This window comes from Anaerocolumna sp. AGMB13020 (assembly GCF_033100115.1).
Taxonomy (GTDB): domain Bacteria; phylum Bacillota; class Clostridia; order Lachnospirales; family Lachnospiraceae; genus Anaerocolumna.
The window spans coordinates 231,572-256,850 of sequence record NZ_CP136910.1; the positions used below are offsets into that span (position 1 = coordinate 231,572).

At 36.6% G+C, this 25,279-nt stretch carries 16 protein-coding genes and 1 other annotated feature; of the genes, 1 reads left to right on the forward strand and 15 read right to left on the reverse strand.

The features are described from left to right. The first annotated feature begins 10 nt into the window (after positions 1-10). Complete coding sequence (locus tag R2R35_RS01035) at positions 11-2,302, forward strand: KAP family P-loop NTPase fold protein (RefSeq protein WP_317732645.1); 2,292 nt, start codon at positions 11-13, stop codon at positions 2,300-2,302. Between the two features lie 1,311 nt (positions 2,303-3,613). Here R2R35_RS01035 and R2R35_RS01040 read toward each other — a convergent pair. From R2R35_RS01040 to R2R35_RS01110, 15 genes are all read right to left on the reverse strand, one after another. Beyond that, complete coding sequence (locus R2R35_RS01040; protein WP_317732646.1) at positions 3,614-5,551, reverse strand: AraC family transcriptional regulator; 1,938 nt, start codon at positions 5,549-5,551, stop codon at positions 3,614-3,616. A 67-nt stretch (positions 5,552-5,618) separates the two neighbouring features. Then, entirely contained in the window at positions 5,619-6,512 is an 894-nt protein-coding gene (locus R2R35_RS01045; RefSeq protein WP_317732647.1) for an SAM hydrolase/SAM-dependent halogenase family protein, read from the reverse strand. 429 nt (positions 6,513-6,941) lie between these two features. Beyond that, complete coding sequence (locus R2R35_RS01050; RefSeq protein ID WP_317732648.1) at positions 6,942-7,835, reverse strand: DMT family transporter; 894 nt, start codon at positions 7,833-7,835, stop codon at positions 6,942-6,944. A gap of 561 nt (positions 7,836-8,396) precedes the next feature. Continuing rightward, positions 8,397-8,687, reverse strand: coding sequence for a putative quinol monooxygenase (locus R2R35_RS01055; protein ID WP_317732649.1), 291 nt, complete (start codon positions 8,685-8,687; stop codon positions 8,397-8,399). Between the two features lie 243 nt (positions 8,688-8,930). Then, complete coding sequence (locus tag R2R35_RS01060) at positions 8,931-10,505, reverse strand: glycoside hydrolase family 28 protein (protein WP_317732650.1); 1,575 nt, start codon at positions 10,503-10,505, stop codon at positions 8,931-8,933. A gap of 32 nt (positions 10,506-10,537) precedes the next feature. Beyond that, positions 10,538-11,632 carry a glycoside hydrolase family 88/105 protein gene (locus R2R35_RS01065; RefSeq protein ID WP_317732651.1) on the reverse strand — a complete coding sequence of 365 codons (1,095 nt, stop codon included), beginning with the start codon at positions 11,630-11,632 and terminating at the stop codon, positions 10,538-10,540. A 14-nt stretch (positions 11,633-11,646) separates the two neighbouring features. Next, positions 11,647-12,522 (reverse strand): carbohydrate ABC transporter permease, encoded by an 876-nt coding sequence (locus R2R35_RS01070; protein ID WP_317732652.1) that lies wholly within the window; start codon positions 12,520-12,522, stop codon positions 11,647-11,649. 84 nt (positions 12,523-12,606) lie between these two features. Continuing rightward, positions 12,607-13,539, reverse strand: coding sequence for an ABC transporter permease (locus R2R35_RS01075; protein ID WP_317732653.1), 933 nt, complete (start codon positions 13,537-13,539; stop codon positions 12,607-12,609). A 90-nt stretch (positions 13,540-13,629) separates the two neighbouring features. Further along, the gene (locus R2R35_RS01080) at positions 13,630-15,210 is read right to left on the reverse strand and encodes an extracellular solute-binding protein (RefSeq protein WP_317732654.1); all 1,581 of its coding nucleotides are present in this window, start codon (positions 15,208-15,210) and stop codon (positions 13,630-13,632) included. Positions 15,211-15,379: 169 nt separating this feature from the next. Continuing rightward, positions 15,380-16,375: a pectinesterase family protein gene (locus R2R35_RS01085; RefSeq protein WP_317732655.1), complete on the reverse strand. Its 996-nt coding sequence runs from the start codon at positions 16,373-16,375 to the stop codon at positions 15,380-15,382. 78 nt (positions 16,376-16,453) lie between these two features. Next, a complete protein-coding gene (locus R2R35_RS01090) occupies positions 16,454-18,865 on the reverse strand; it encodes an AraC family transcriptional regulator (protein ID WP_317732656.1) in 2,412 nt (803 codons plus the stop codon). Between the two features lie 510 nt (positions 18,866-19,375). After that, complete coding sequence (locus tag R2R35_RS01095; protein ID WP_317732657.1) at positions 19,376-20,092, reverse strand: N-acetylmuramoyl-L-alanine amidase; 717 nt, start codon at positions 20,090-20,092, stop codon at positions 19,376-19,378. A gap of 273 nt (positions 20,093-20,365) precedes the next feature. Beyond that, the gene (locus tag R2R35_RS01100) at positions 20,366-20,689 is read right to left on the reverse strand and encodes a hypothetical protein (protein ID WP_317732658.1); all 324 of its coding nucleotides are present in this window, start codon (positions 20,687-20,689) and stop codon (positions 20,366-20,368) included. Between the two features lie 187 nt (positions 20,690-20,876). Further along, on the reverse strand, positions 20,877-23,315 hold the full coding sequence (gene leuS / locus R2R35_RS01105) for a leucine--tRNA ligase (RefSeq protein ID WP_317732659.1): 2,439 nt from the start codon (positions 23,313-23,315) through the stop codon (positions 20,877-20,879). Positions 23,316-23,380: 65 nt separating this feature from the next. After that, positions 23,381-23,705, reverse strand: a binding site (T-box leader). A 46-nt stretch (positions 23,706-23,751) separates the two neighbouring features. Next, complete coding sequence (locus R2R35_RS01110) at positions 23,752-25,104, reverse strand: metallophosphoesterase (RefSeq protein ID WP_317732660.1); 1,353 nt, start codon at positions 25,102-25,104, stop codon at positions 23,752-23,754. Positions 25,105-25,279: the final 175 nt, after the last annotated feature.

Below are 25,279 nucleotides of genomic sequence, written 5' to 3' on the forward strand. Positions count from 1 at the left end.
TGATGTCAAAATGAAAGTAGTAGAAACGCACATGTCAAAAGTAATTGGTATAACAAACAAAAGCTTTGCTGCAGACTTATTAATAGGAGAAAATAGTATGTTTAATACAGATAAACCAATAAATAAAATAACTGAAGACAAGCTTGGACGGAGTTCATTTGCTAAACAACTCGCAAATGCAATAATGCAATTTAAAACTAAAGATAATTATGCCATCTCTCTTCAAGGGAAATGGGGCTGTGGAAAGAGCTCTGTTCTAAATATGACGATTGAAGAGATCGGAAAATTATCAGAAGTAGTAGATAATAACGAAAAAATAATTGTTGTTCAGTTTAATCCTTGGAACTTTACGGATACTAATCAACTGATTAATCAATTTTTTCTAAAACTCTCGAATTCCTTAAAGTTTAATGATAAAGGGAAAAAAATGCAAAATGTAGGTTCTGCAATTGAAAAGTATTCTTCTGCTTTAGAGTATTCAGAGTATATACCGGTAGTAGGGCCTTATTTAAAACTAGTGCCTAAGCTGTCCGCTATGCTTGGTAAGTCGATTAAGGATAAAGCGGAGTCGAAACTAAATGATGTTTCTTATAGAAAAAACGCAGTAGAACAAGCGTTGAGAGATTTAGAAACCAGAATTTTAGTAGTGATTGATGATATTGACAGACTTTCAAATGAACAAATTCAACTTATTTTTCAATTGGTAAATGCTGTAGCAGGTTTTCCAAACATAATATATTTACTTTCATTTGATAAAGATATTGTGGTACGCGCATTGAGTGATGTCCAACATTGTGACGGAGAAGAATATCTGGAAAAAATAATTCAAGTACCGTTTGATATGCCTCCATTAAGCATTAAAAGGCTTCATAATATCCTGTTTGAAAAGCTAAATGATTTAGTCGAAGTTCATAGTGGTATGGAATTTGATACAACACGCTGGTCAAACGTTTTTAATTCTTGTATCAATCCATTTATAAACACATTGCGTGATATTAATAGATTTTGTAATACTTTAGCTTTTATGTATTCGACAGTTAAGGAAGAAGTAGATTTTATTGATATGGCAGGGATATGTGCCTTGCGGGTATTTGCATCCTCAATTTTCGAATGGATAAGGGATAATAAATTTTCTCTTGTTGGGGGGTATAATGGTGGAGGCATTTCTCTAAGTGGTGTAAGGAAGCAAGAAGAGGAAACATTACAACTCTTTCAAGATATTTATCCAGATACCCCCCAAGTTATGCTAAAGGCAGTTGCTAGTTTATTTCCTATGTTTTCTAATAGAATATCATTATCAAGTGTTTTTCAAACACCCTCTGAAATTCATCAAGCAATGAGAATAGCTTCTGAGAGTAAATTTGACTTGTATTTTTCGCTTTCTCTAGACAATATAAAAATCAGTAGAGTAGAAATTGATGATTCTTTATTGCGCATGGAGGAAGATGAGTTGCGGTCATATATTGATGTGCTTAATGCGCGCGATCTACTTGATGCTTTTTTAAAGGAAATGGAGTATAATTTGTCAAGGATTCCCGAAGAAAGAATAGAGCTCATTTTGAGTGTATTAGTATTTCAAAGTGGAAGAATTGTAGAGAAAGAAATGCAATTGATAGGTGCGGATTCAACAAAAATTAGTGTTTATACGATTTCGGATTTACTCTTTAGAATTAGTGATGAAATTATTCAGTTCAACATAATAGCTAATATGTTTTCTAAAACAGATTTTTTATCATTTCAATTTTTATTACATCTTTTACATATAATTGAGTTAACTCATGGAAGAATTGCTGAAACATCGAATTCACAAAAACCCAAACTTATTAATCTAGATTATTTGCATCAGCTTGAAGCAATATTTTTAGAAAGGACAAAAAGTTTTGTAGCTATTACGAATTTATTTGAGTGGAAAGAACTAAGAACAGTTTCTTTTCTTTGGAAGTTTATAGAGGAAAAAACATATTCAGACTATATAAAATCTGCGGTAGTCAATGAACTTAATGCTATTAGATTTTTGGCATTACATATAGCTACTTGGTCATCTGGGGGGAAAGCATGTGAATATGAACTAACAGATGATTCCTATACAAAATTTATCAGCACCGCCGACTTTATTAAAATAATTGAATGTGCCAGATTATCAGATGACTTTTGGACTTTAGAGGAAAATATTATTGAAGCATCAGTTGCCTTTGTCTTAGCGATAGAGCTTGGGGAGGTAAAAAAACTAATTGAAATCAAAGATGTAGAGGAAAGGATTAGCAAATGGAAAAATGAGTTGCTAAAGGAATCTAATTGCTGAATAAGGAACTTTTTGTTAATGAAAATAAAGAGATTTGAAACGGTCTCCATTATTGATAGTTCATCATAGACCTTATCCCAGTTACAGATGGGCAAGCTTTTTTAATGCCTAGAATAACATATGCTGTCATATGTTATTGTCTCTAACAGAAAATTGTACAGCATCGATAAATATAACCGGATAGATTCGGGATAAAGGGTGGTACTGCCAGTCCTCAATTTCTATGAGACTGTGAAATAAAGTCTGTAAAATAAGTTTTTCGATTAGGTTTTCTATGATAAAATAAATATATTATAGGAGCCCTGAGTCCAAAAGCAAAACTAGTATATTATAAACGAAGACAAGAATCTTGTAGTTACTGTAAAGGTTATAGAAAAAGCAAAATACATTTCTTTTAATATATAAAAAAAAAAATGAAGAATATAAAATAATAATTTTCTATATTCTTCATTTGTTTTGATAATTTAATATATTAACAAAACGACAAAATAAAAGAGGATTATGTATTTTGGTTTTAACGATAGAAGTATCAAAAACGACAAAACTAAGCCAAAAATTTTTTTTTGGTTATTTGATTATTGTGTAAATAAGTCAAAATTTATTTGGTTATATATGCGAGCAGAACGCCCTTAACTATTCGCGAAACGCAAGTTTAACGAATAGTTATGAGCGTTTTCTTTAAAGAAGCGATATCCAATAAATATTTTATCTTTTAACACATGAATAACTACATAATAATAAATTGTTTCGTTTTACTATTATACAGCTAAACTAATATACTATCTCATTTTTATATGCAATAATCTTATGTTTTTCTTTTGCTTTAATTTATATCATTCATTTTACAAATATCAATATATCAGATTATAATTTTTGAAATACTCATAAGCATTCCATATACAACACGTATCCAGAAACCTTTATTAATAGCTCAATTCGCATTCTATTATATAAATATATATTTTAAAATCAATATTAACTTATTACCTTAATAATCACTCCTGAACCCCTTCGTTCACATTCGTTTTATACTTAACTGCAATTACCAAAAATAAAATTTACAATTTTGTACTTTTTATATCAAATATTCATACCTGTCTAATGATTCCCTGATTTGTTATAAGTTAAACCACATGTAGTTATAACTTTCATAAGTTTTGATTTATTGTATTTATACATTGTTAAATTATTAACATTAATATCGTATTACTGTATAAATCAACACTAACTTATACAGTAATAAATCTCATAACAAAGCGTTTAATCTTCTATTTCATTTCCTGAATACCTTAATATACCAATGTATTTCTATTACTCCGATACTTCTAACAACTTCTCCAGCAGATAATCTAATTGAACCCCTGAAGAATATATATCAATATCATAGAAAAGTGTATAATCAATCGGTATTATATGACCTGCCTGTACTGCGGGAATTGACTGCCAAACGGGGTTATCTGCTAATCCATTCAATTCACCACTGAAGATAATATAATCACCAGCATAGTCATTAATAACTTCAAGTGAAACATCACGGTATTGGTCTTTTCCTATAATCTCATCCTGTATTATCTCTGGTGCCTTAAATCCCATATGACTGTAAATCAGATCTCCACCACGTCCCCATTTATCACCGTATGCCCAGACACCACCACTGTCATTGCCTTCAAAGATACTAAAGGTTTTGTCCATAATATCTTTTTCTGAAAGGCGTTTTTTGGCGTCTTCTATTTTCGCATTAAAATCAGTTAATAATTTTTTTGCTTCTGCTTCCTTATTAAGAACCTCTCCAAGGAAGTTAATCCTTTCCTCCATACTGAGTTCTGTAAATGGAATAATTATGGTAGGCGCTATTTTAGATACTTTATCATACTGTTCTTCATTTACTACGAGAATTAAATCCGGCTCATATGTCATAATTTCTTCTGATTCAAAGCTTGCCCATACAGGAAGCTCGGAAACTTCTTTTTCATAAGTTGTTCCAGCTGCATCATAGGTTGCAACCGGCTTAATCCCCAAGGCAAGCACATCTCCCATTCCATAGGTTGCTATAACTCTCTCAGGGTTTGCCGGTACCTCAATCTCTCCTTTAACAGTACTTATAGTTCTACCTTCTTCATTCTCTGTATCCTGTTGCGCCTCGGTTACTGCCGCCTGAGTGGTAGGTGTTTCACTCCCTTTTGTATTAACAGGTGTTCCATTACTGCAGGCAGAGAACAGCATCACCATGGAAAGTGCGACAGCAACTATCGCTTTATTCTTCGTTTGTTTTAACATGTAAATCTCTCCTTCTATTTCGAGTTTGCCACGACTAACTTGGCCTTTCTCATTATAAGAAAAGGAGGAGGTATTTTCCATGGAGAAATCGTTCCGATAACTTGGTATTTTCGCTCTATAATCTCTGGGAGTCATTCCTGATGTCTTTAAGAATAACTTACTGAAATAAAATTCATCGGGAAAACCACAGACAGTTGCAATATTCCGTATAGGCAGGCTGCTACTATGCAGCAGCTTACGAGCTGATAGCATTCTTAGGTTGGTTAAATACTCCTGAGGACTTTCTCCATATTCGTTTTTAAAACATCTGCGCAAGTGACTGTCACTTATTCCAAACACAGACGCTATAGATTGTATGGAAACTGCTTCGCGAAAATGTTCATCTATGTACCTTTTCGTCATTGAAATGATATCAGGCTGAAGTATATTTACTTTACCGGATTCAAGTTCTCTGTATATTTCATAAACTAATTGATAGAAAGCCGTTTTCTCATAAAAACGTTCCAAGGGACTGGGTTGCTTCCATACTTCATACATTCTGCAAAGTAATTCAGAAATAAATACAGGATTATGCGGTGTAAAACCATACTGTTGCCTGAATGGATTCGTATGTTCCAGATGTCTGTTAAGTTCTCTTTTATGGTTAGCCGGCTCGCTGTACCGATACAACACCAGATAATACTCCAACCATTCCTCCATAGGTCTTAATGACAACTCCATTCCGGTTCCCACAAGGCACAGTCCAAAATGTTCCACACGGTAGGAAGTATCATCTATTAATATCTCAGCTTTTCCACCGACTGTAAATAAAAAAGCACTGACCGGAAGGCGATACCGAAGAATTGGATTTTCAGATGTAATTAATCTGTGTCGTATATCTAAAAGAGAGATATTAACCTTCTCCCATATACGCAAAGCACAGGTAAGATTCTCCTGCGTAAAATTATATGGCTTCTGTTCTTTTCTGTACACAACAGCTCCTCCATAACGATTAGATAAGATAATGATCATAGTTAGATAATTCTAACACATTATAGCATTACTTATTGCTTTTGTATATGGAGCAATCATAAGCCAGTTGATATCCTTTTTTTGTTTTTATCAAATCCACAGACCAGTCAAATCCGAAACTGACATGAAAGGTGTCCCGGAAATTTCCCAAACTAATGGCAATGCCAACCTTCATCAGTTCATTTGTATAAACCAGGGAGTTACCTCTTTCAACGAAACCGAAGGATTTAACAAAAGGAAGCTTCTCCTGGTATACTATATTATTGTTATGTTTAATAATTACTTGCAACATATCTCCATAATCAAAACCTTGTTGAAGCAACTCTGTTACAGGTATATTACTCCACAAATTCCCGAAATTGGGATCACTGCTTTCTAATATGCCTGCTGCCCTTTTTGCAGTAATAAGCGGTTTAGGAATATTGTGTATAACGATATCCTCAACAGGATAAGCAGGACCGACCTCCTCATATGAAATGATACCACTGGCAAGTTTTGCAGCACAGTAACCGAATAAATCTCTTCCATGAAAAACACTGGTACCTAGTGTTGTCTGCAAACGGTTAACGGTCTCATCTATTTCTCTAACCTCTTCAATACCTGCATATTCCTTCATATGAGTCAATGTGCCGTTATCCGGTGTAACGATATAATAACCGTCTTTTGTCTTGGCAATACAGGCTTTTCTTGAGGTGCCTACCCCTGGATCTACCACTGAAACAAATATAGTTCCTTTCGGCCAGAAACCAACCGACTGATACAGCCGGTAAGAGGCACTCCAGGTATCAAAATGAGGAATTTCATGGGTTCCATCGAAGATTTCCAAACTGCGATCTACTGTTTTTACGACACCGTACATGGAACATACGGCCCCCTCTTTATAAGTAAAGTCTGTCTGGAAGACTAAAATTGGTTTTTCCATTTACTTGCATCCTTTCTATCTATCAAACGTCACCGTATTTTAACTTAACGCTTTTGATGACGAAACTTTTATACGAGGTATTTAATACTCTAGTAATATCTATAAGAAAGGATACCATAATTTTTTGTTATTCGGCTAGAGTAATTTTATATTTATTAATAATATTTAATATAAATACGAGTTAGTAGTAAATATTATTAATACAAGTTAATATTTATCAGTTATATGGCAGAATTTATTGACAAACAGGATTTACTGATAAAATTCAGTCCTGCATAGTCTGAAATAGGGTCTCTCGTTCCATATAATACTGCTCTATTTTAAATCAAAGGTCACAGTATAGGATTTCATCGATAGCTCCTGCTTTTATCAGTGTATTACCAATGGGATCAGCCACAAGGGATTGTCCTGCGAAATACATATTGTCTTCTACTCCTCATTCTTCTTATTACCTCCTGAAGTTTGGTTGGTTTTTTGAAAAAGCAGTAATCCCAGAATTATAATGGCTCCTCCTAAAAAGGTTGCCTTGGTAGGTGTTTCCCCAATCATTAAGAAACCAATTATTGCAGCAATAAAAGGTGTAACGAACATAAAATTAGTAACATCAGAGGTTTTTACAGCCAAGGATAATCCCTTTGCCCACCAGATATACGCCAGACAGCTTGGGAAAATACCCAGAAACAAAATTACCGGCAGCTGATATGTAGGAGCGTGCAATACCTGATTACCTGCTTTGGGCAGAAAGAATAACAGCAGGATAGTTCCCCCGAATATATTATAGGCGGTTGCCTGAAGAGCCGTATATCTCCGGAGGTAATATCTTTGGAACAGATTATAACAGCTAATACAAAAAGCCGCTCCCAGCATCCAGAATACGCCTTTGTTCATAGTAAATACACCATCCCAAAGAGTCAGTATCAGTATACCGATGAATTCCACCGATATTGCTAACCAGCCTTTCAGTTTTATTTTCTCTTTGTAGAAGATACTTGCTAATAATGCGGTAATAACCGGTGCTGTGGCTATCAGAATGCTGCCTGTAGCAGATGTAAGTGTTTTCTGAGCTTGATTAAAAACCTGCATATAAATTGTAAAGCCTAACGCTCCTGATACAAAGAATTTCGGTATATCTTTTATTTCCGGGAATCCAATTTTAAGAATTATACCGGCAACAAGAAGACAGCCAGAGGCTACCAGATAGCGAAGTAATCCCAAGGTATCTCCTGTGAAATGGTTTAGAGCAATTTTCGTAAGTGAAAATGCGGATGCCCATAATATAATTGTTCCAAGAGCATACAGTTTTGCTTTTTTTTGGTCATTCATAGGTATTCATTACGTAGTCTCCGGTCGCATATACCAACCAGAAACTGCCTACTGCCTTTCTTATGTATTGGTTAAAGCTTCTTTATAATAGCACATATTTTGTAAATCGTATTATGTATAATATATTGAAAAATAATTGGGTTAAATGATAGCCTGAAATTAACGTTGTAAGAAAGAGGTTTGTTTAAATCAATATCACAAATAGATATAGATATAATAATTAGAAATTTATAAATAATTTCCATATTGTAGAATCCGTCGTATAGTATTGCTTTTATAGTATAGAACCAAATGTTTTTATGCGAACTGTCTTTTTCTTAGTAAGTGAAATCGCAATTACGATAAGTAATATATCATAACAAATTACTGAACTCAATATATAATTTGTATTAATAAATATTTTTTTTATACGGACCCTCTTTAAGCTATTCAAAGAGGGCCTATTATTCTCCATATAACGAATACCCTGCCGGCAGGAAGTATAACAGAACACTCCTTGCTGACAGGGTACGTATAATAATTCTTAGTACAATTTGAGCACGAAAGCTTTTCACTTTTATGCTAGTCCACTTTTTTATACAGATTGATATCTCCTGGTTTTTCCATAATATCCTTAAATTGAACCATGGCTTCTTTAAAATGGTCTGCGGCCATATGCTGATCCAAGGCTTCTTTATTTTCCCATTCCTCAATAAAGGTAAAGATGTGAGGATCGGTTAAATCCTGAAATACATCATACGCGATACAGCCTTTATCTTTGCTGTTTGTTTCCTTTACCAGGTTACCAGCTAATGCAACGAACTCCTCTACCTGATCGAACTTAATATAATTCTTCGCTACTACTTTAATCATAGTATGTCTCCTCTGCTCTAGTAATATAAACACATTTCATATAGAAATCTTAAGCTGAGTAAATCTCATATAAGAAATATTTGTATATACAACTATATATAGCACGAATTATTATTCCTGTCAATTGGCTCATCCATTGAAGCTCTTCTTATAGGCTACACGATAGAACACAATGCTGTTTATACTCAGAAACTTTACTAAGAAAGATTATTAAAGCAATTTTGTTATTACATATATATGCTATTATGTTAAAGCTTGTATATTCTGCAAATGATTAATTTGATCAATATTTTGCAGGTTGAAAGCCTCTCCATCCTGTCCTTTAATTGTAACCTCCGATAGGGTCAGTTTCTCTACATTTTGAATGAAGACACCTAAACGGCTCGTTTCCTCAAGGTCATCCATCATTTCCGGATAACCCTTCACAGCATTTTCATCAAACTGAAAAGTTACCTTCTCAAATTGCAGCTCTTCAATTTTTCTCTCCGGTAAACCATATATATAGACAGCTGCCACATGGCAGTTGATACAATCAATATTATGGAAGGCAAGCTTTTTGATTACCGGTGTTCTTTCATCTACTGGATATGCTGCCTTGTTTTGTACATAGGCTGAGTGCCCGTCTGGATCACAGAAATAAAAGCAATTAATAACAATGGGAGTCATTACACCATCCATTCGGATATTATCAAATACGATATTATCAATTATTGCATCTTCTCCTCTGCCTCTCCTGGTTTTTACACGTAATCCTCTGTCCGTATGTAGAAAAAGGCAGTCTCTGACGGTCACATTCCTGACACCACCGGCATTCTCACTTCCAATTGTTACCGAGCCATGTCCATCCTGCATACAGCATTGTCTTATGGTTATATTTTGAGAAGGCGTCTTAAATTTTCTGCCAACATAAATCTTACCGGATTTAATTGCAATACAATCATCTCCTACACTAAAGAATACCCCTGTGATTTCAACATTATTACAGGATTCCGGATTCAGAGCATCTGTATTAGGTGAATTCTTTGGATTTAATATACTTAATCGAATAAACTTAAGTTCAGAACAGAAATAGGGATGCAGGGTCCAGCTGGGGCTATTTATTAATACTACTCCTTCAATTATGACATTCCTGCAATTACTTAGGAATACCAGCCTTGGCCGGTAGGCTATGTTTTTTTCCTTGGGCTTATTCCACCAGTTGGTTATATCTGCATTACCATCAATCTCTCCCTGTCCATAGATTACTACATTTTCCAGGTTCATACCTTGGATTACCGCAGAAAACATGGTTAAGGGGTTTCCCTCCCAGGTTCCCAGGTAACAGGTCTTCTCTTCATCATAGCTCTGTATGCGTCCGGGAATTATGGGACGTTTTTCTCTTTCGGTAAAGGCCTTTAAGATGGCTCCTTTTCCTAATTCCAGATTAATATTACTTTTTAGGAATAAAGTAGTAATACGATAGGTTCCTGCCGGAATAAAGATTCTTCCGTCTATTGGACAAGACATAATGGCAGCTTGAATAAAGCAGGTGTCATCAGAAATTCCATCTCCTTTTGCACCAAAATCCCTGACGTCTAAACTAAAGGATTCCTTCTCTGTCTGAAAATATATACTGCTTTCACTCAGGTCACTTTTAACCGTAAGTTTATACATACTGTCAGGCTTTAGTTCATAGATGCTGTTGATAACCCGTTCCGTATTTCCGTATTCCTCCTCATTTATAAAAATCTTATATCTTCTATTGGTATAAAATACTCCACCCTCTTGTATTTCAAACGCTACACTTCTTGAAGTCTTAAAAAGTATTTGAAGTTCCAAATCTCTCCTCCTAAGCTGAGTCTTATGCCAGGTTATTTATGCAGCATCTTTATTTGTGCATAGGCCATCAGCAAGGCACCGATACCCTTTCTGTCATCTTCCACAATAGGTTCAGAAAGATAATAGAGGATACTGCCATCCCGTCTTGTATCACTTTCGGGGCCAAGTCCTGCTACGGAGCAGATGCCGGTAAGCTTGATTGCTCCCTCCTCTTCTATCAAGCGATTCTTAACGATAGACTCAAAAATCTCAACGCCGATTGACATATATTTTTCTTTCAGGAGCGCTCCTAAAGAACAACCTTTTAATATGGCATAAGAAATCATGGTGGATCCGGAGGTTTCAAGATAATTTCCCAGAACCTCAGGATGATCAATTACCTGATAGAACATCTTAGTTACAGGATCCTGGTATTTTAAGATACCCTTTATTCCTTCCCTTAAAAGTTCCTCTAGTATTACATACTGTTCAAAAACCATTTCATTCATCTCACTAAGAACATCAGTGAGTGCCATCAGATACCAGCCAAGTGCACGAATCCAGAAATTCGCTGATTTTCCGGTAGCCTTATCCGCCCAGAATATAGTCTTAGACTCATCGCAGCCATGATAATACAGTTCTTTTTCTTTATCAAACAAGAATTTCCTGGCAGCAACAAACTGGTCTATGATGTCATTATAATTCTTCATATTATTAAACTTCGTTTCATACATCATATAAAAGGGAAGAGACATATATAACCCGTCCAGCCACACCTGATCCGGATAGATTGCCTTATGCCAGAAGCTGCCGCTTTTTGTACGGGGCTGATTTCTGATCTGTTCCATCAGCACTTCGATCGCATTCTTATACTTTTCTTCTCCGGTCCAGGAATAAGCATTGAATAGTACTTTTCCGGAATTGATATTATCAAGATTGTATTTGCTTATATCATAGCCCTTAATGGTGCCAGCTTCTGAGATAAACTGATCCAGATAATCCAACACGAAATGTTTATAACGCTCTTCTTTTGTGGCGTGGTATAAATTAACGCAACCAATTAAGATACAGCCATCTTCATATTTCCAGGTATTATCCGACTTTGGAAAATTATCAAGAACTTGTGAAATATATTTATCTATTAGCATACTATCCTCTTTTCTTATTCCTTTACTGCACCCATATTGATTCCTTTTACAAAATATTTCTGTAAGAAAGGATACAATATCATAAAGGGTATGATGGCTACCATAATAGCAGCGCTTTTAACGGTGTTCTGATATACACCTGCCGAGGAGGCAGCTGCCAGAGAGGTATCTTCAATGATAAGATTACGAAGCATTACCTGAAAATTCCTTAAATTAGCATCTGATATGTAAATGGTGAAATTGGTATACTCATTCCAATAACTAACGGCAAACATTAATCCAATGGAAGCAAGGGCAGCCTTGGATAAGGGAAGTATTACAGAAAGGAATATTCTCACTGGGGAGCAGCCGTCAATGGAGGCAGCATCAAAAAGACTGTTAGGAATTCCCTCGAAAAAGTTCCTCATTAATACGGTATTATAGACATTCAGGCTGGCAGGCAGGATAATTGCCCATAAGCTGTTTATCAAATGATAATCCCTCATAGCCAGATAAGTAGGTACCATACCACCATGGAATATCATGGTAAAAAGCAACAGATAACTTAAAAATGTTCTTCCCGGCATCTCATACTGCATCAATACATATCCTGCTATGGTTGACACTGCAAGCCCAAGTAATGTTCCGACTAAGGTAACATAGACAGACACAAGAAAGGGTTTATAAAGTGCAACTGTTGATACAATAATCTTATAACCGCTTATAACCGGCTTATTCGGCCATAAGTTTATACCGTAATTTGCCGTGGCATCTATAGAATCTACAAATATCTTTAACAAAGGCACTACGGTAACCAAAGTTATCAGGATAAAAATAATATATATTAGAAGATTAATATTTAAGATATTTTTGATATTCCGCTTCTTGTAATAACTGTTGTTTTGATTCATCCTATTTTCCTCTTATTCCGCCGCTTTTAACGGCATTAAGTCTCCAGGTAGCTGTATAAGCTGAAAGCAATAGACAGCCTGACCTTATAAAATTCCTCTTCCGCGTACTCTCTTGCTGGTATGGTTACACAGTAATACCATGAAACATCCTATTACCGATGAAAAGAGACCAACTGCTGTAGTATAACCGAAATTGGGAAGCGGTGTTGTCAGAGTCTGCCGGTAGATATAAGTCTGGAGAACATCTGCCACATCATAAACCTTCGGACTATATAATACGAATACCGATTCAAAGAGATTCATAATCTTAGCCAGATTAAGAATTAATACGATAATGATGGTCTGGGATAGGCTGGGTAGAGTAATAAAACGCATTTTAGCCCACCTGTTTGCTCCGTCAATGGCTGCTGCCTCATAAAGCTGAGGATCTATTCCTGTTAAGGTAGCAAGGAATATGATCGTCCCCCATCCCGTTTCTTTCCAGATATTCACTACATAATAAACCTTACGCCACCAGCCGCTTTCAGCCATAAAATAGATAGGTTTATCAATGATTCCAATTTGAATCAATACTTCATTCATAAAACCATGCTGGGGTGAAAGTATAATAGAAAAGATTGATGCAACTACCACCCAGGAGAGGAAATGGGGCAGATATATAAGTGTCTGAAAGAATTTCTTTGCTGCCAGATTCGCTACTTCATTTAATAAAAGGGAAACGACTACAGATACGAAGGTGGTTAAAACCAATTTCGTAGTACTGATGATAATAGTGTTTTTAAAAGCTATCCAAAACTGGTGATTGGAGAAGAGTTCTTCAAAATTAGCGAAGCCTTTGAAATTCGGTCCTTTAAAGGGTGTATATTCAAAAAAAGCGAACCGTATCCCCAGCATGGGATAGTAAAAAAACATTAGTGACAATATGATTACGGGAATAATCATGACATAAAACCAACGGTATTTCCATATTTTTTTAAACCGGCTGTTTCCTTTTAGCTGTTTCGTTGTTAATTTCATAGATATCCTTCCGCCTTTAAAGTAACAGGGACTGAGAATAAACACTGGTCAGTATTCTTATTCAACAGTCCCTGAAAAGTCTGCAATCTGTTATTTACTGTTTAACTCTGCTACGATAGAATCAGATAACGCCCCCTGCTCTTTCTCGTATTGGGCAATTCCATCTTCAACAGACATATCACCGGTTACCACCTTAGACACAATGATACTTCTGGCATCTAAGAGAGTTGCCATATAAGCGGACATGGTTTCTGTGGGGACAATCAGCGGAGCAATCTTACTGTTAGCCTGGAATAACTCAGCAGAAGTCTTAACACGCTCATCCCTTATAGAATATAAAGGATCTTCCCACTGTCTTGTAGTTAATACAGGATCAATATGAGCTGACAGGAAGGTATTATCCGGTACTTCCGGATCAGGAAGCTGTTTATAGGTTCCGCTAGCGTCTTTTTCATAATGTACGCCTTCTACACCATAAGTCCATAACATTTGTCCGTCTCCGCCGTCAACCATTGATTCAATAAGATATTTAAATACGCCTTCAGGATTTTTGCTGGCACTGGTAATAGCCCATACTGGCGGTTGTCTTTCAATATAATTGCCTAACTCAGCAATAGGAGGAAGTGCAGTAAGTTTTGCATCGGGATAGGTTGACTGAACATTCTGTTCCAGTGTCATATTCCATTTACCAGCCCAGTAGGTGAATACACCTGTATTCCCTGCATAAAACTTATCACGGCAGGCTGAAGTGGTGTTTGTTGCAACTTCCATATCGATATAGCCTTTGCTGTATGCATCTTTTAATCTGCCAAGTGCATCAGTATTTGCAGTTTCTCTGAATCCATCTACCCAGGTGCCGTCGGCCTTCTGATAGAAATCAGGATAGGCACTCTGCCAGAACTCTGGTAAATAATTGGTATAAGGGATTTCAGGACCTATGATACCTGCTGCAGTAACACCATAAGTATCTTTTTTACCGTTGCCATCGGGATCATCTTCTGTAAATGCACGAAGCATTTCTATGTATTGATCGTATGTGGTAGGAACAGAAAGACCTAAATTATCCAGCCAGTCCTGTCTTACATAAGTAATACAGCCATTACCGCTGGCAGGTGCGAAGCCATACAGTGAACCGTCAATTTTAAGAGCTTCAATATTAGCTTCTTTCATCTGACCGGAAGCTTTGGCAGCTGAATTGTTCCAAGCTTCAGACATATCCCAAAGCGCTCCTTGGGTGGCATAAGCTGTGTATAACTGATTACTTAAAATTAATGCATCGGGAACAGAATCACTGGTAAAAGCAAGTGCGACCTGATCGCTGTAGGTGTTATGATCAGGCTGGATGATAACCAGCTCTACACCTGTTATTTCTTTGAATCTTGCGACAAAAGCATCCTGGCCGGAGGCTTTATCAAGCAGTGTTCCATCTACCATGATCGTAATTTTGTCTGGTTTTGTTACTTCCTCTGTACTGGCAGCTTCTGTAGCTCCTGCCTCCTTATTCCCACTGTCAGTATTGTTTTCTGTCTTACCGGCATTACTATTGTCTGAGGTGGAAACGGAATTCGTATTGTTTCCGCCCTTTCCGCATCCGGCTAATGCAACCGGAAATAATACTGTCAAAAGAATTAAACCTGTTGTCAGTATTTTTTTTGCTAAACTCCTTCTCATATAACAAATACCCTCCTTGATTTTTTGCAACATCAAAATAGTAAGCTCATTGATATTGCCGTTTAAGAATTATATGTTTTTTGTCTTAAACTGGTTTTATCATAGCCTTTTTTATATACTTTTAACAAGGAACAATATTTATTTTGGGGGATACATTATTTATGTATCGTCATTTTTGCTTGTAGAAGCCGCATAAAACCTGATCTTTTGTATATAAATCCAATTCCTCTTTTAATAGTATGTTAGACCAGGAGGCTCTTTCACCTCTGATAAATCCGCCTGCACCTTTTCCCCTGGAACCATATTCGGCAAAATAAACAGTATTCCGTGCATCAACTTTTCCCCAATCCGACCAGCCTTCTGTTTTGATATGCGCACCTAAATCGCAGTCAATCAATACGACCCGCCCGAAATTTCTCCAGGGTCTGCCAAGATAAACGGATTCAGGCGGGCAATCTCCTGTAAACCGACAACAGTAAAATACATAACCATACAGACTTTCCCTAGTAGTAGATGGAGCAGTGACATATCCATATACCATATTTTCTGTTATTTCTCTGTCTCTGTTATTTCTTGAAAAGAGCTCACAGCGTTCAAAATAAGCAGTAGAGCTGCCAAAAATAAAATCAACATCTCCTTCAATATAACAATTCTTAAAATAATGTCTTCCATGGATTCGGGGACTTGTCTCTTTGGGTCCCTTAAATCCGCCTGGCTGCAGTGGAAATGGTGGCAGCGGACCGGTAAAAACCGTATCCTGGGAAGCCAGGATACGGCAATTATTTACTTCTATTCCATCTCCCTCCAAATACAAAGCAATTGCCTGACCCACAAGTCCTCCGGCTCCGGCGGTATTCTGAATTGTAAGATTTTTTATAATGACATTATCTGCATCTACCATTAAGACAGACGTACCAAAGGTACCAAGAGGTTCTCCTGTGCTGTCCTGCTTCTTTGCATAATCATCGTAGCAGATAATTGTCTTCTCCGGTGAAGTTCCTTCAAGGGTAAGTAATGGAGTTGTAACCACTAACTTTTCTCTATATGTGCCTTCCTGAACAAAAATTGATACTGTTGCTGTATCCGTTCTTCTGCCAACAGCTTCCAGGGCTTCACCAATAGTAGTAAAATCACCTTTCCCATCTTTTGAGACTACGATTTTCATAGAAATATCCTCATTTCTGCCATAATAAATAGTTTTAAAAACTTATATACTTTTATTTTCATATTAGTTTTACAGTTTCTATACCAGGCTTTGCGGCTGTTCAAATGGCTCAAACCCGAAGGGAATCTCTGTAAAGTCTGGCTGGGTTCTAAGTGCTGCCGGATTCGTTCCGATAACTCTTTTAAATGCCCTCCTAAAGGATACACAATTGGTATACCCTGTCTTTTCAGCTATGTCATTTACATTCATATCCGTTCCCTGAAGCAGCTTAACAGCTTGCTGTATACGGATATTCTCCAGATATTCTGAGAAGTTCTGGTTCGTAACTTTCTTAAACTGCAAGGAAAAATAACTTTCTGAGATATTGAATTCCTGAGAGATCTTACTTAAAGATAAGGTGCTGTCACTATAGTTCTCCTGTATATAATCCTGTATCTTTTCAATGAGTCCCTGCTGCCTTTGCCTCAGTACGAAGATTTGGCATAATTCCCTGGCAATATCCTCGATGAGTTCAAAGCTTTTCTTCTGATTGAATTTTTCATCCAGTGCACTTAGCTTTTCCAATTCAAACTTGTTGGGCAGCATAAAACGTATCTTAAGCAATGTATTTCTAATATCTGAAAGCAGCCATTTGCTCATGGTAATGGATAAAGAACGTTCCACAAAATTCTCCAGATAAATATTTTTAAGCAGGCTAAGCATCTGATTTTCTTTACCGTTTGTAATAAATTGCAGAAGCTGACTTTCCATTTCAATGGTATAACTGTATTGATCCATATCCTTATTGATTTCATGATATAACTGCAGAATATGCTCTGGACCGGCGTATCTTAATGCCTCCATGGCATGTTGTGATGCCTGCCAGGTCTGATAGAGATTGGTAAAAGTCTCACTGATACCGCCATATATTACAAGAGAAAAGGCATCTTTAAGTTCACGATACGCTTTGTGAAATTGTAGCCTTGCCCTGTCATAAAAAGCTGTGTCAGCACATTTATTTCCTGCTCCCTCTGCCTCGGAATTCATCTGGATAAGTACCGCATAGGACTGAAAATCAGCTTCATATAACAATACCCTGTCCTCAAAGTTCCTCTCCAGTACCTCTTTTATAAGCTCCTGGAAGCTGTTTTTGTTTTGCGTAAAATCATCAATATAGAATTCCAGTTCATTCAGATAAACCCCCAGATATAACACCAGATAATTACTGTTTTCATTATTGAGATTTAATACCTTGGCAATCTGCTCCGTTTCTATAGGCGTATCGGAAAGACCTTTCATTAATCTCGAAAGATATGCCGAGAATATAATAGGTCTTTGATGTTCCAGGGTCTCCTGCAAAGTAATCTTTTTATCAATCAGCAAATTAACATAATGATCAATGGAATAGATAACATCCCTTTCTTTTACCTTCACTGTGCCTTCTTCACCTGAGAAAGAATTCATAAGTCTTGACTCTAACTGCTTTATTGGCTTAAGATTCTTCCAACTTAAGAGTACTAACAGAATTAAACCGATTACAAGCACCAAAATAATTGCAACCCAGTAGATCCGCTGAATAAAAGCCAGGTTGTGGAAAACCATGGTAGAGGGCTGCACAAGATAATAGCTCCACAGATTGTTATTGGATGAAACTCTGGTTATGAGCATTTTTTCATGGTTTAATGTAACATAGCCGGTATTTTTATTTTCTTTTAATAGCTTGGAGGTTTCAAGAATAGCCGTTTCAGCGGAAGCTGAGGTTGCTAAGCGGAATATCTCACTGCCACTGCTATCGGTAATACTTAAGAAACCAGTATCATATGTATTAATTCCTGCAAATAGATCTTTAAAGTAATTTTTATTGATACGGTAACATATGGTAACCGGCGCCTTTGTATAATTCCTATAAATGGACATAGGGTACGTATATAACAGAAAGTCATCTCTTACATCCGTATATCGCTTTAGACTCTGCGGCTTTCCATAAGCTGACATATCTGTCAGCACGGCCAGGTATTCCTGATAAAACTCCTTCTTATATCTTTTATTATATTGATAGTACAGGATACTTTTTTCGAATTCATTGGCGGATAATACATAATCTGTCTCATAGAAATAAAGAAAAACATCCTCAAAGAAAGTCATATTCTGTATGGATAATAGATTTTGCAGGCTTTTTTTTGCATCCCAGGCTTGAAGATAATAATTGTGGTCTGTTGTATTGTTGTGCATTAATTTGACGATTTCTACATTATTGGATATTTGAGAATTGATGGAAGACATGATCTTAAAGCTGTTGTCCACATCGTTAACAGCCTTCTCAAGGTTCACCTGATTTTCCTTCAGTAAATCCTTCTTAACGTTGTTAATACTATAATAGTACATAATTAGACCCAGTATCAGGATAATGACAAGAAGAAAGCTATAAGAACAGACCAGACGAAGCAGAAAACGGTCATTATACTTCTCTTTAAATATACGCTTACGTGAATTCCCTCTTTGTTCATCCATTGTAATCCCCCCTCACAGATAGATGTTTGTCTAGAATTTTATCACAAATAAATAAAAGTTGTAATATATATGTAAATACTTACATTATTATCTTACTAATTATCAACAAATTAGTCAATGCTTTTTCATCTGTTTTCGTTTTTTTTACCAAATTCATGTGAGATTACCAATAACACATTACTGTTAACCAGTGTTTGCTTACATTATTTGAGGATGATAAAATATTAGAAATACTTGTGAAATACATAGGGGGGTAATACCAAAAGCCCTGTTTTTGAATACAGAGTGAAAACTATTTATTTATTCTCTGGTAGTAAGCCATATTTGCCTGTTTATGAAAGTGACAAATAAAACTGAAAGTACTTACATATCTCTAGAGGAATTATTTTATTATTATGTATCACCTATAAACCAAAGTACATAATAGAGCATAACCAGTACACAATCTTCTCAAAAGCAGAATACCTGAAAATTTAATTTTATTATGCCATTTCTTGCAGTTGTTGTTTGTTAGTCTCCAGCCACTTTATCATCACTGGTATTCTGCTGAATATAAGCAAGCAGTCCTAACAGGATTCCATAAGCAACCTTTTCCTGATAGTCCTCCTCCAGCAATAAAGCTGCTTCTTTTCGGTTAGAGAGAAAACCACATTCTACTATGACCAAAGGACATTTTGTATTTCTAAGCATGTAATAGGAACTGTTTGCTTTGGCAACTCTGTGATTGCCGTCTTTTAAGGTGTTCTTAGCATAATCCTGAATTGTTTCTGCCAGCAGCTGCCCCTTTTGGGAACCCTGGTAATAAAATACCTGCAAACCTTTTATTGCCTCCTGCGAGAAACTGTTTTGATGGATACTGACAGCCAGAAGAGCATTGTTAGAATTTATTATGTTCACACGTTTTCTCATATCGGACCGTTTTTTATCCGAATCATTTTTGTTGTAAAGCCCCTTGTCCTCTTCTCTGGTCATTATAACCTTTATTCCTTTAGCCTCTAAAAGCGATTTGAGCTTTAATGAGATACTTAAGTTTATATCCTTCTCTAAGGCCTTATTAACACCAACTTTTCCAGGGTCAAAACCACCATGTCCAGGATCAAGCACAATCGTTACTGTTTCTGATTTATCCAATAATCTTTGAACCAGGTAAACTCCATTATTATAGAAAAGGGTTAATATCACTAAGGATAAACATATTGCTAAAATGGTGATGAATTTCTTTTTCATATCAACACACCTATCATTATTATATATAATCTTATGACAGTGTTTTTGATATAAGTCAGTTAATTACTCAGCTTACTCTTATGATTGGATTTTTGGTCTTAGACAGCTCTTATTTTATGTACAGAAAATGATGTAACCTGGAGAGAAGGCTCCTTGTATAAATCTGACGATGCTATATTTACAGAAATATTTCTGTTCAAATAAAAAAGGACTCAGAACATAGAAAACTGTCTGAATCCCTTATTGGTTAATTCTTTTTCTTTTATCGTGCGGCTAGTCTGCTACGTGTTCTTTACCGCTTATTTGACCAGACGCTTCCTTATTTGAATCATTTGATTCCTCACAGCAACTGTGTTTGTTACCTCGAAACATCATAAATATCATTAATCCCATCATTACCGGACAAATAAAGGGAGCTACATATCCTAATATTCGTGAGGCAGCAGGACTGATTCTGGCGATATAAGGTAACATTGAAAGGATGAGTATGGGTAACCCACAGCACAATACCATATGAAGCATGTGTTTACCCGGTGAGTGATGTGCAGACTTCCCCTCATAATTCTTTTCATGGCTCTTATTTTTTATTATTCCCATAGTAAATACTCCTGTTTTCATTTATTCTTTTGGGAATAGTATAATAATCCTATGTGGAGTTTTTATGTAGAGGAAGAAAATCTAGATTTCTGTAATTGTAAAAAGAATAGCGCATCCTTACATTACGCTATTCTTTTTTTGCTTTCCGTTCTGTCTCTCATAAATGTTTGTCATCACCAGTTATCCATTATCTCACAACAAAGTTGATTAATTTTCCTTTGATATAGATTGTCTTAAGGATAGTCTTATTGTAGATTTCCTTTACTATCTCTTCTCTTTTTAGCGCTATATTTTTCATTTTCTCTTCTGTGACATCTGTTTCAATCTGTATTCTGCATCTGTTCTTACTATTAATCTGAATCACAATTTCAACTGTATTGCTAGTCAATTTATCCTCTTTATATTTTGGCCAGCTGCTATCAAAGATGGAGGTTTCATTACCAAGCATCTCCCAGATTTCCTCTGAATAATGAGGTGCAAAAGGGGCTAACAATCTTACATAATCCCTCAGTATATCAAGTTCAAAGACCGTATTGCGGCCATCTTTCATTTGATATTCTGCTATGGCGTTTCGAAACTCCATTAAACGGGCTATGGCTGTGTTAAATTGAAATTTCTCCACATCCTCTGTTACAGCTTTGATTGTTCTGTGGCGAATTGTATCAAGGGCTGGCTCAGACTCCCCTTTGTCCGAATTGGCTGTTTCCAGATAACGTTCAAATATCCGATTCATTTTATCAAAGAAACTTTTAACTGCTTTTATTCCTGAATCACTCCAGGGACCGCCTTCCAGGTAAGAGAATCCAAAAGCCAGATACGTGCGAAATACATCTGCACCGTACTGTTCTATATATTCATCCGGAGATATCGTATTTCCTTTTGATTTACTCATTTTCTGACCATCACTGCCCAGAATGATTCCCTGATGCACCAGGTTCAGAAAAGGTTCATCTCCTTGTGTATAGCCCAGATCTCTCAGTGCCTTATATATAAATCTGGCATACAGTAAATGCATGGCTGCATGTTCTATTCCACCTATATATTTATCCACTGACATGAGCTGCTTCATTTTTCTCATATCCCAGGGGTGCTGAACATTATGGGGGTCAATATATCTTAAGTAATACCAGGAAGAACAAACAAAGGTGTCAAGTGTATCGGTTTCACGGACACCAGGACCCTTACAACAAGGACAGGTGGTATGCATAAATTCTTCATGACGTGCCAGGGGGGATTTGCCGCCGGGTACAAAATCAACATCAAAAGGCAATTCAACGGGAAGTTCATTTTCAGGAACCGGTACTATACCGCATTTTTCACAGTATATAATGGGTATAGGTGCTCCCCAGTACCGTTGCCTTGATACCAGCCAGTCACGTAATCGGTAATTTATCTTATTACTTCCTTTGTTTATTGCAATAAGTTTCTCTGCAATTACAGCTTTCGCTGCTTCAGAGCCCAGACCGTTATAGACTCCACTGTTAATAAGAACCCCTTTATCCGTAAAGGGCAGCAATGTAGTATAAGTCTCATCCATACTCTTTATCACTTCTAAAACAGGCAGCTGATATTTAATGGCAAAGCCATAATCCCTTTCATCATGGGCCGGAACAGCCATAACAGCCCCTGTTCCGTAGGACCCCAGAACATAGTCACTGATCCACACCGGTAGTTTCTCTCCTGAAATCGGATGAATACAAAATGCTCCGGTAAATTCACCTGTTTTTTCTTTTGTTAAGGAGGTTCTGTCTATTTCCGTTAGAAATGCTGTTCTTTGTTGATATTCCTCTACAGCCGTTTTTTGCTGCGGGGTAGTTATTATATTCACAAGGGGATGTTCCGGGGCAAGCACCAGATAGGTTACTCCCATCAATGTTTCTACACGGGTTGTGTACACCTCGATCATAGTGTCAAAACCTTCAATTGAAAATTTTACATCCGTTCCGCAGCTTCTACCAATCCAGTTTCTTTGAATAGCCTTGGTTTTTGCAGGCCAATTAAGAGTATTCAATCCCTCTAAAAGTTCCTCTGCGTAATCTGTTATTTTAAAGAACCATTGTGTCAGTTCCTTTTGCTCTACCTTGGAGCTGCATCGTTCACAGGAGCCGTTAATAACCTGTTCATTCGCCAGTACCGTATTACAGTCAGGGCACCAATTTACCGGTGCTTCTTTACGATATGCAAGACCTCTCTTATAAAGCTGTAAAAAGATCCATTGAGTCCATTTATAATACTCTGGTTCACAGGTTTTAATTTCATAATCCCAATCATAGGTAGCACCAATTGTTCTTAATTGCTTTTCCATGGTCACAATGTTGGTTTCCGTAGAAATCTTTGGGTGAACTCCCGTCTGAAGGGCATAATTTTCTGCCGGCAGGCCAAAAGCATCAAAACCCATGGGATGAAAGACGTTATAACCCTGCATTCGTTTCATTCTTCCCCAAATATCAGAAAGACCGAAGTTCCACCAATGACCTAGATGAAGCTTTGCTCCTGATGGATATGAGAACATTTCCAGTAAATACAACTTTTGCTTTTTAGATTCAGGGTAAAATTTATATAACCCCGTACTTTCCCAGTTATTCTGCCATTTTGCATCTGTTTTCTTTGAGTAAGTGATACCCATTATTAGCTCCTTTCTATCCGCATTTATAGATAAAACTATAAATGAACAAAGTCCCCCTTTCTCATTTCAGAGACGAAGGGAGACTTTCGCGGTACCACTCTAATTCATGCAGCTGCATGCACTCAATTTGATACAAGTTTATTGGTTTAAGAAATAAAAAAACTTCTATCTCATAAAGAGACAGAAGTTATCTGCTATACCACTCTTACATATCGATACCAATAAAGCTCTATATCTATCCCCTCTAACGGTGGGCTTCCGGCTCAACCTACTAAATAGTTCAGTCAGCTACTCCAAGGTGAGTTCACCATGCTCTAATTCTTGTTTCACACCCACCAACAAGTCTCTGGTAATTATACTATGGTTAATAATCCTTCTCAACGTATTTGCTTTTTTATTGACCTATCATAACACTGCTTCTCAGAAAGGTCAAGCACTATTTAATCTGCAGTTTATTATTATCGATATCATTGTGAGGAATCATACTAAGAATATATGCTCTCATGGCTTCCAGTGCTTCTACCTGATCGGCAGCAATCCATAATTTATAACCACTGGAATTCTCAATCTGCTCCTTTATGAGTCCGGTGGTTCCCCTGAAATAATTCAGATTTAACAATTTCATAGTTTCCGCCATATATCCTGCTTCAATTACTGAATACAAGCCAGTCTCAGCTACGACATTATAGGCTTTCGCAAACGAAGCATTGGTAAAGAAATCTTCTGAATAGGTTGCAAAATTAAGGAGATTTTCATCTGTTTTTCCATTTTCCCTTGCCCAATTCTCAATATCAACTCTGTCTGTTTTGTAATCAAAACCGCTTTCCGGTGAATAATCTAAAACACCATATTGAAAAGGATACATTACCATAGAACTGGAAGCAATATCATATATTCTATTCTCTTCCTCCCCTTTGTATTTAATATCCTGAATATGCAAATGTCCGCTGAATACCAGATTGAGTCCATTATCTCGAAAGGTATTCTCAACATTTATGTGATTATCAAGTGTAAACCCGTAGTGAATTCTGGAGCTATGATTATATAGATTATGATGCATCACCGTAACAATACGAGCATTCTTCTCTTTTGCCAGTTTGCTGCACTTTTCTATCCACTTTAAGGTATTTTCACCCAGCTCACCGTTGGTAACGGGAGTGTTGGTTTTATCATTGAGATAATACTCACAGGTATCCAGCATCAGCAGCCATACATCTTCCGAAGGGGCGGCGAGATAACTAAGGGAATAATTATCTCTTGAAATTGCCTCACTAAAACCGAAATCTTTGTAGATGTCTTTGAACTCCGAGGAATCCACAGAAGGTACCTTGAATTTCTTATCCTCTTTAAAACCTCTGGCCCAGGGGTTTGAGATATCATGGTTTCCAGGTATAACGTAGATACTTGTACCGGAAGCTTCTTCTATTTCCTTAAATTTCTTTGCTAGTGCCAAATGGCTTTCCTTCTCACCGTTGGTAGTCAAATCCCCGCTTACGATAAGTATATCTGGTTTTTCTTTTTCTACCTTACTTCCAAAGGCACTTACTATTTCGTCTATGTAATTTAATTGTCTTCCATCTCCAGTCTTCCAGTATTTCTGAAAGGCACTGCCGTTATCATGTACCGAATCGGCTATGTAATGAATATCAGTTGTTATAAACATAGAAAGCTCTGTACCTGATACGATTGGGTCTGGCCTGTTACTGCTACAGGCAGTACCCATAAGAGATAATACTATAAATACTAGTAGGAATGATGACAGCAGCAGTTTCTTCGGATGAAAAGACATATTACTTGCTCCTTTGATATATTTATTATGAAATGGAGCCACTGGTAATTAGAATATTTTACCCTTAAAGTCTTTTTGAGGCTCCATATATTTAACCTTTTTGCAATTGGGACATTTTATGATCTTACCATTTACGGCATTCTGCGACAAAAGCATTTTCGATAAAGATGGCTTG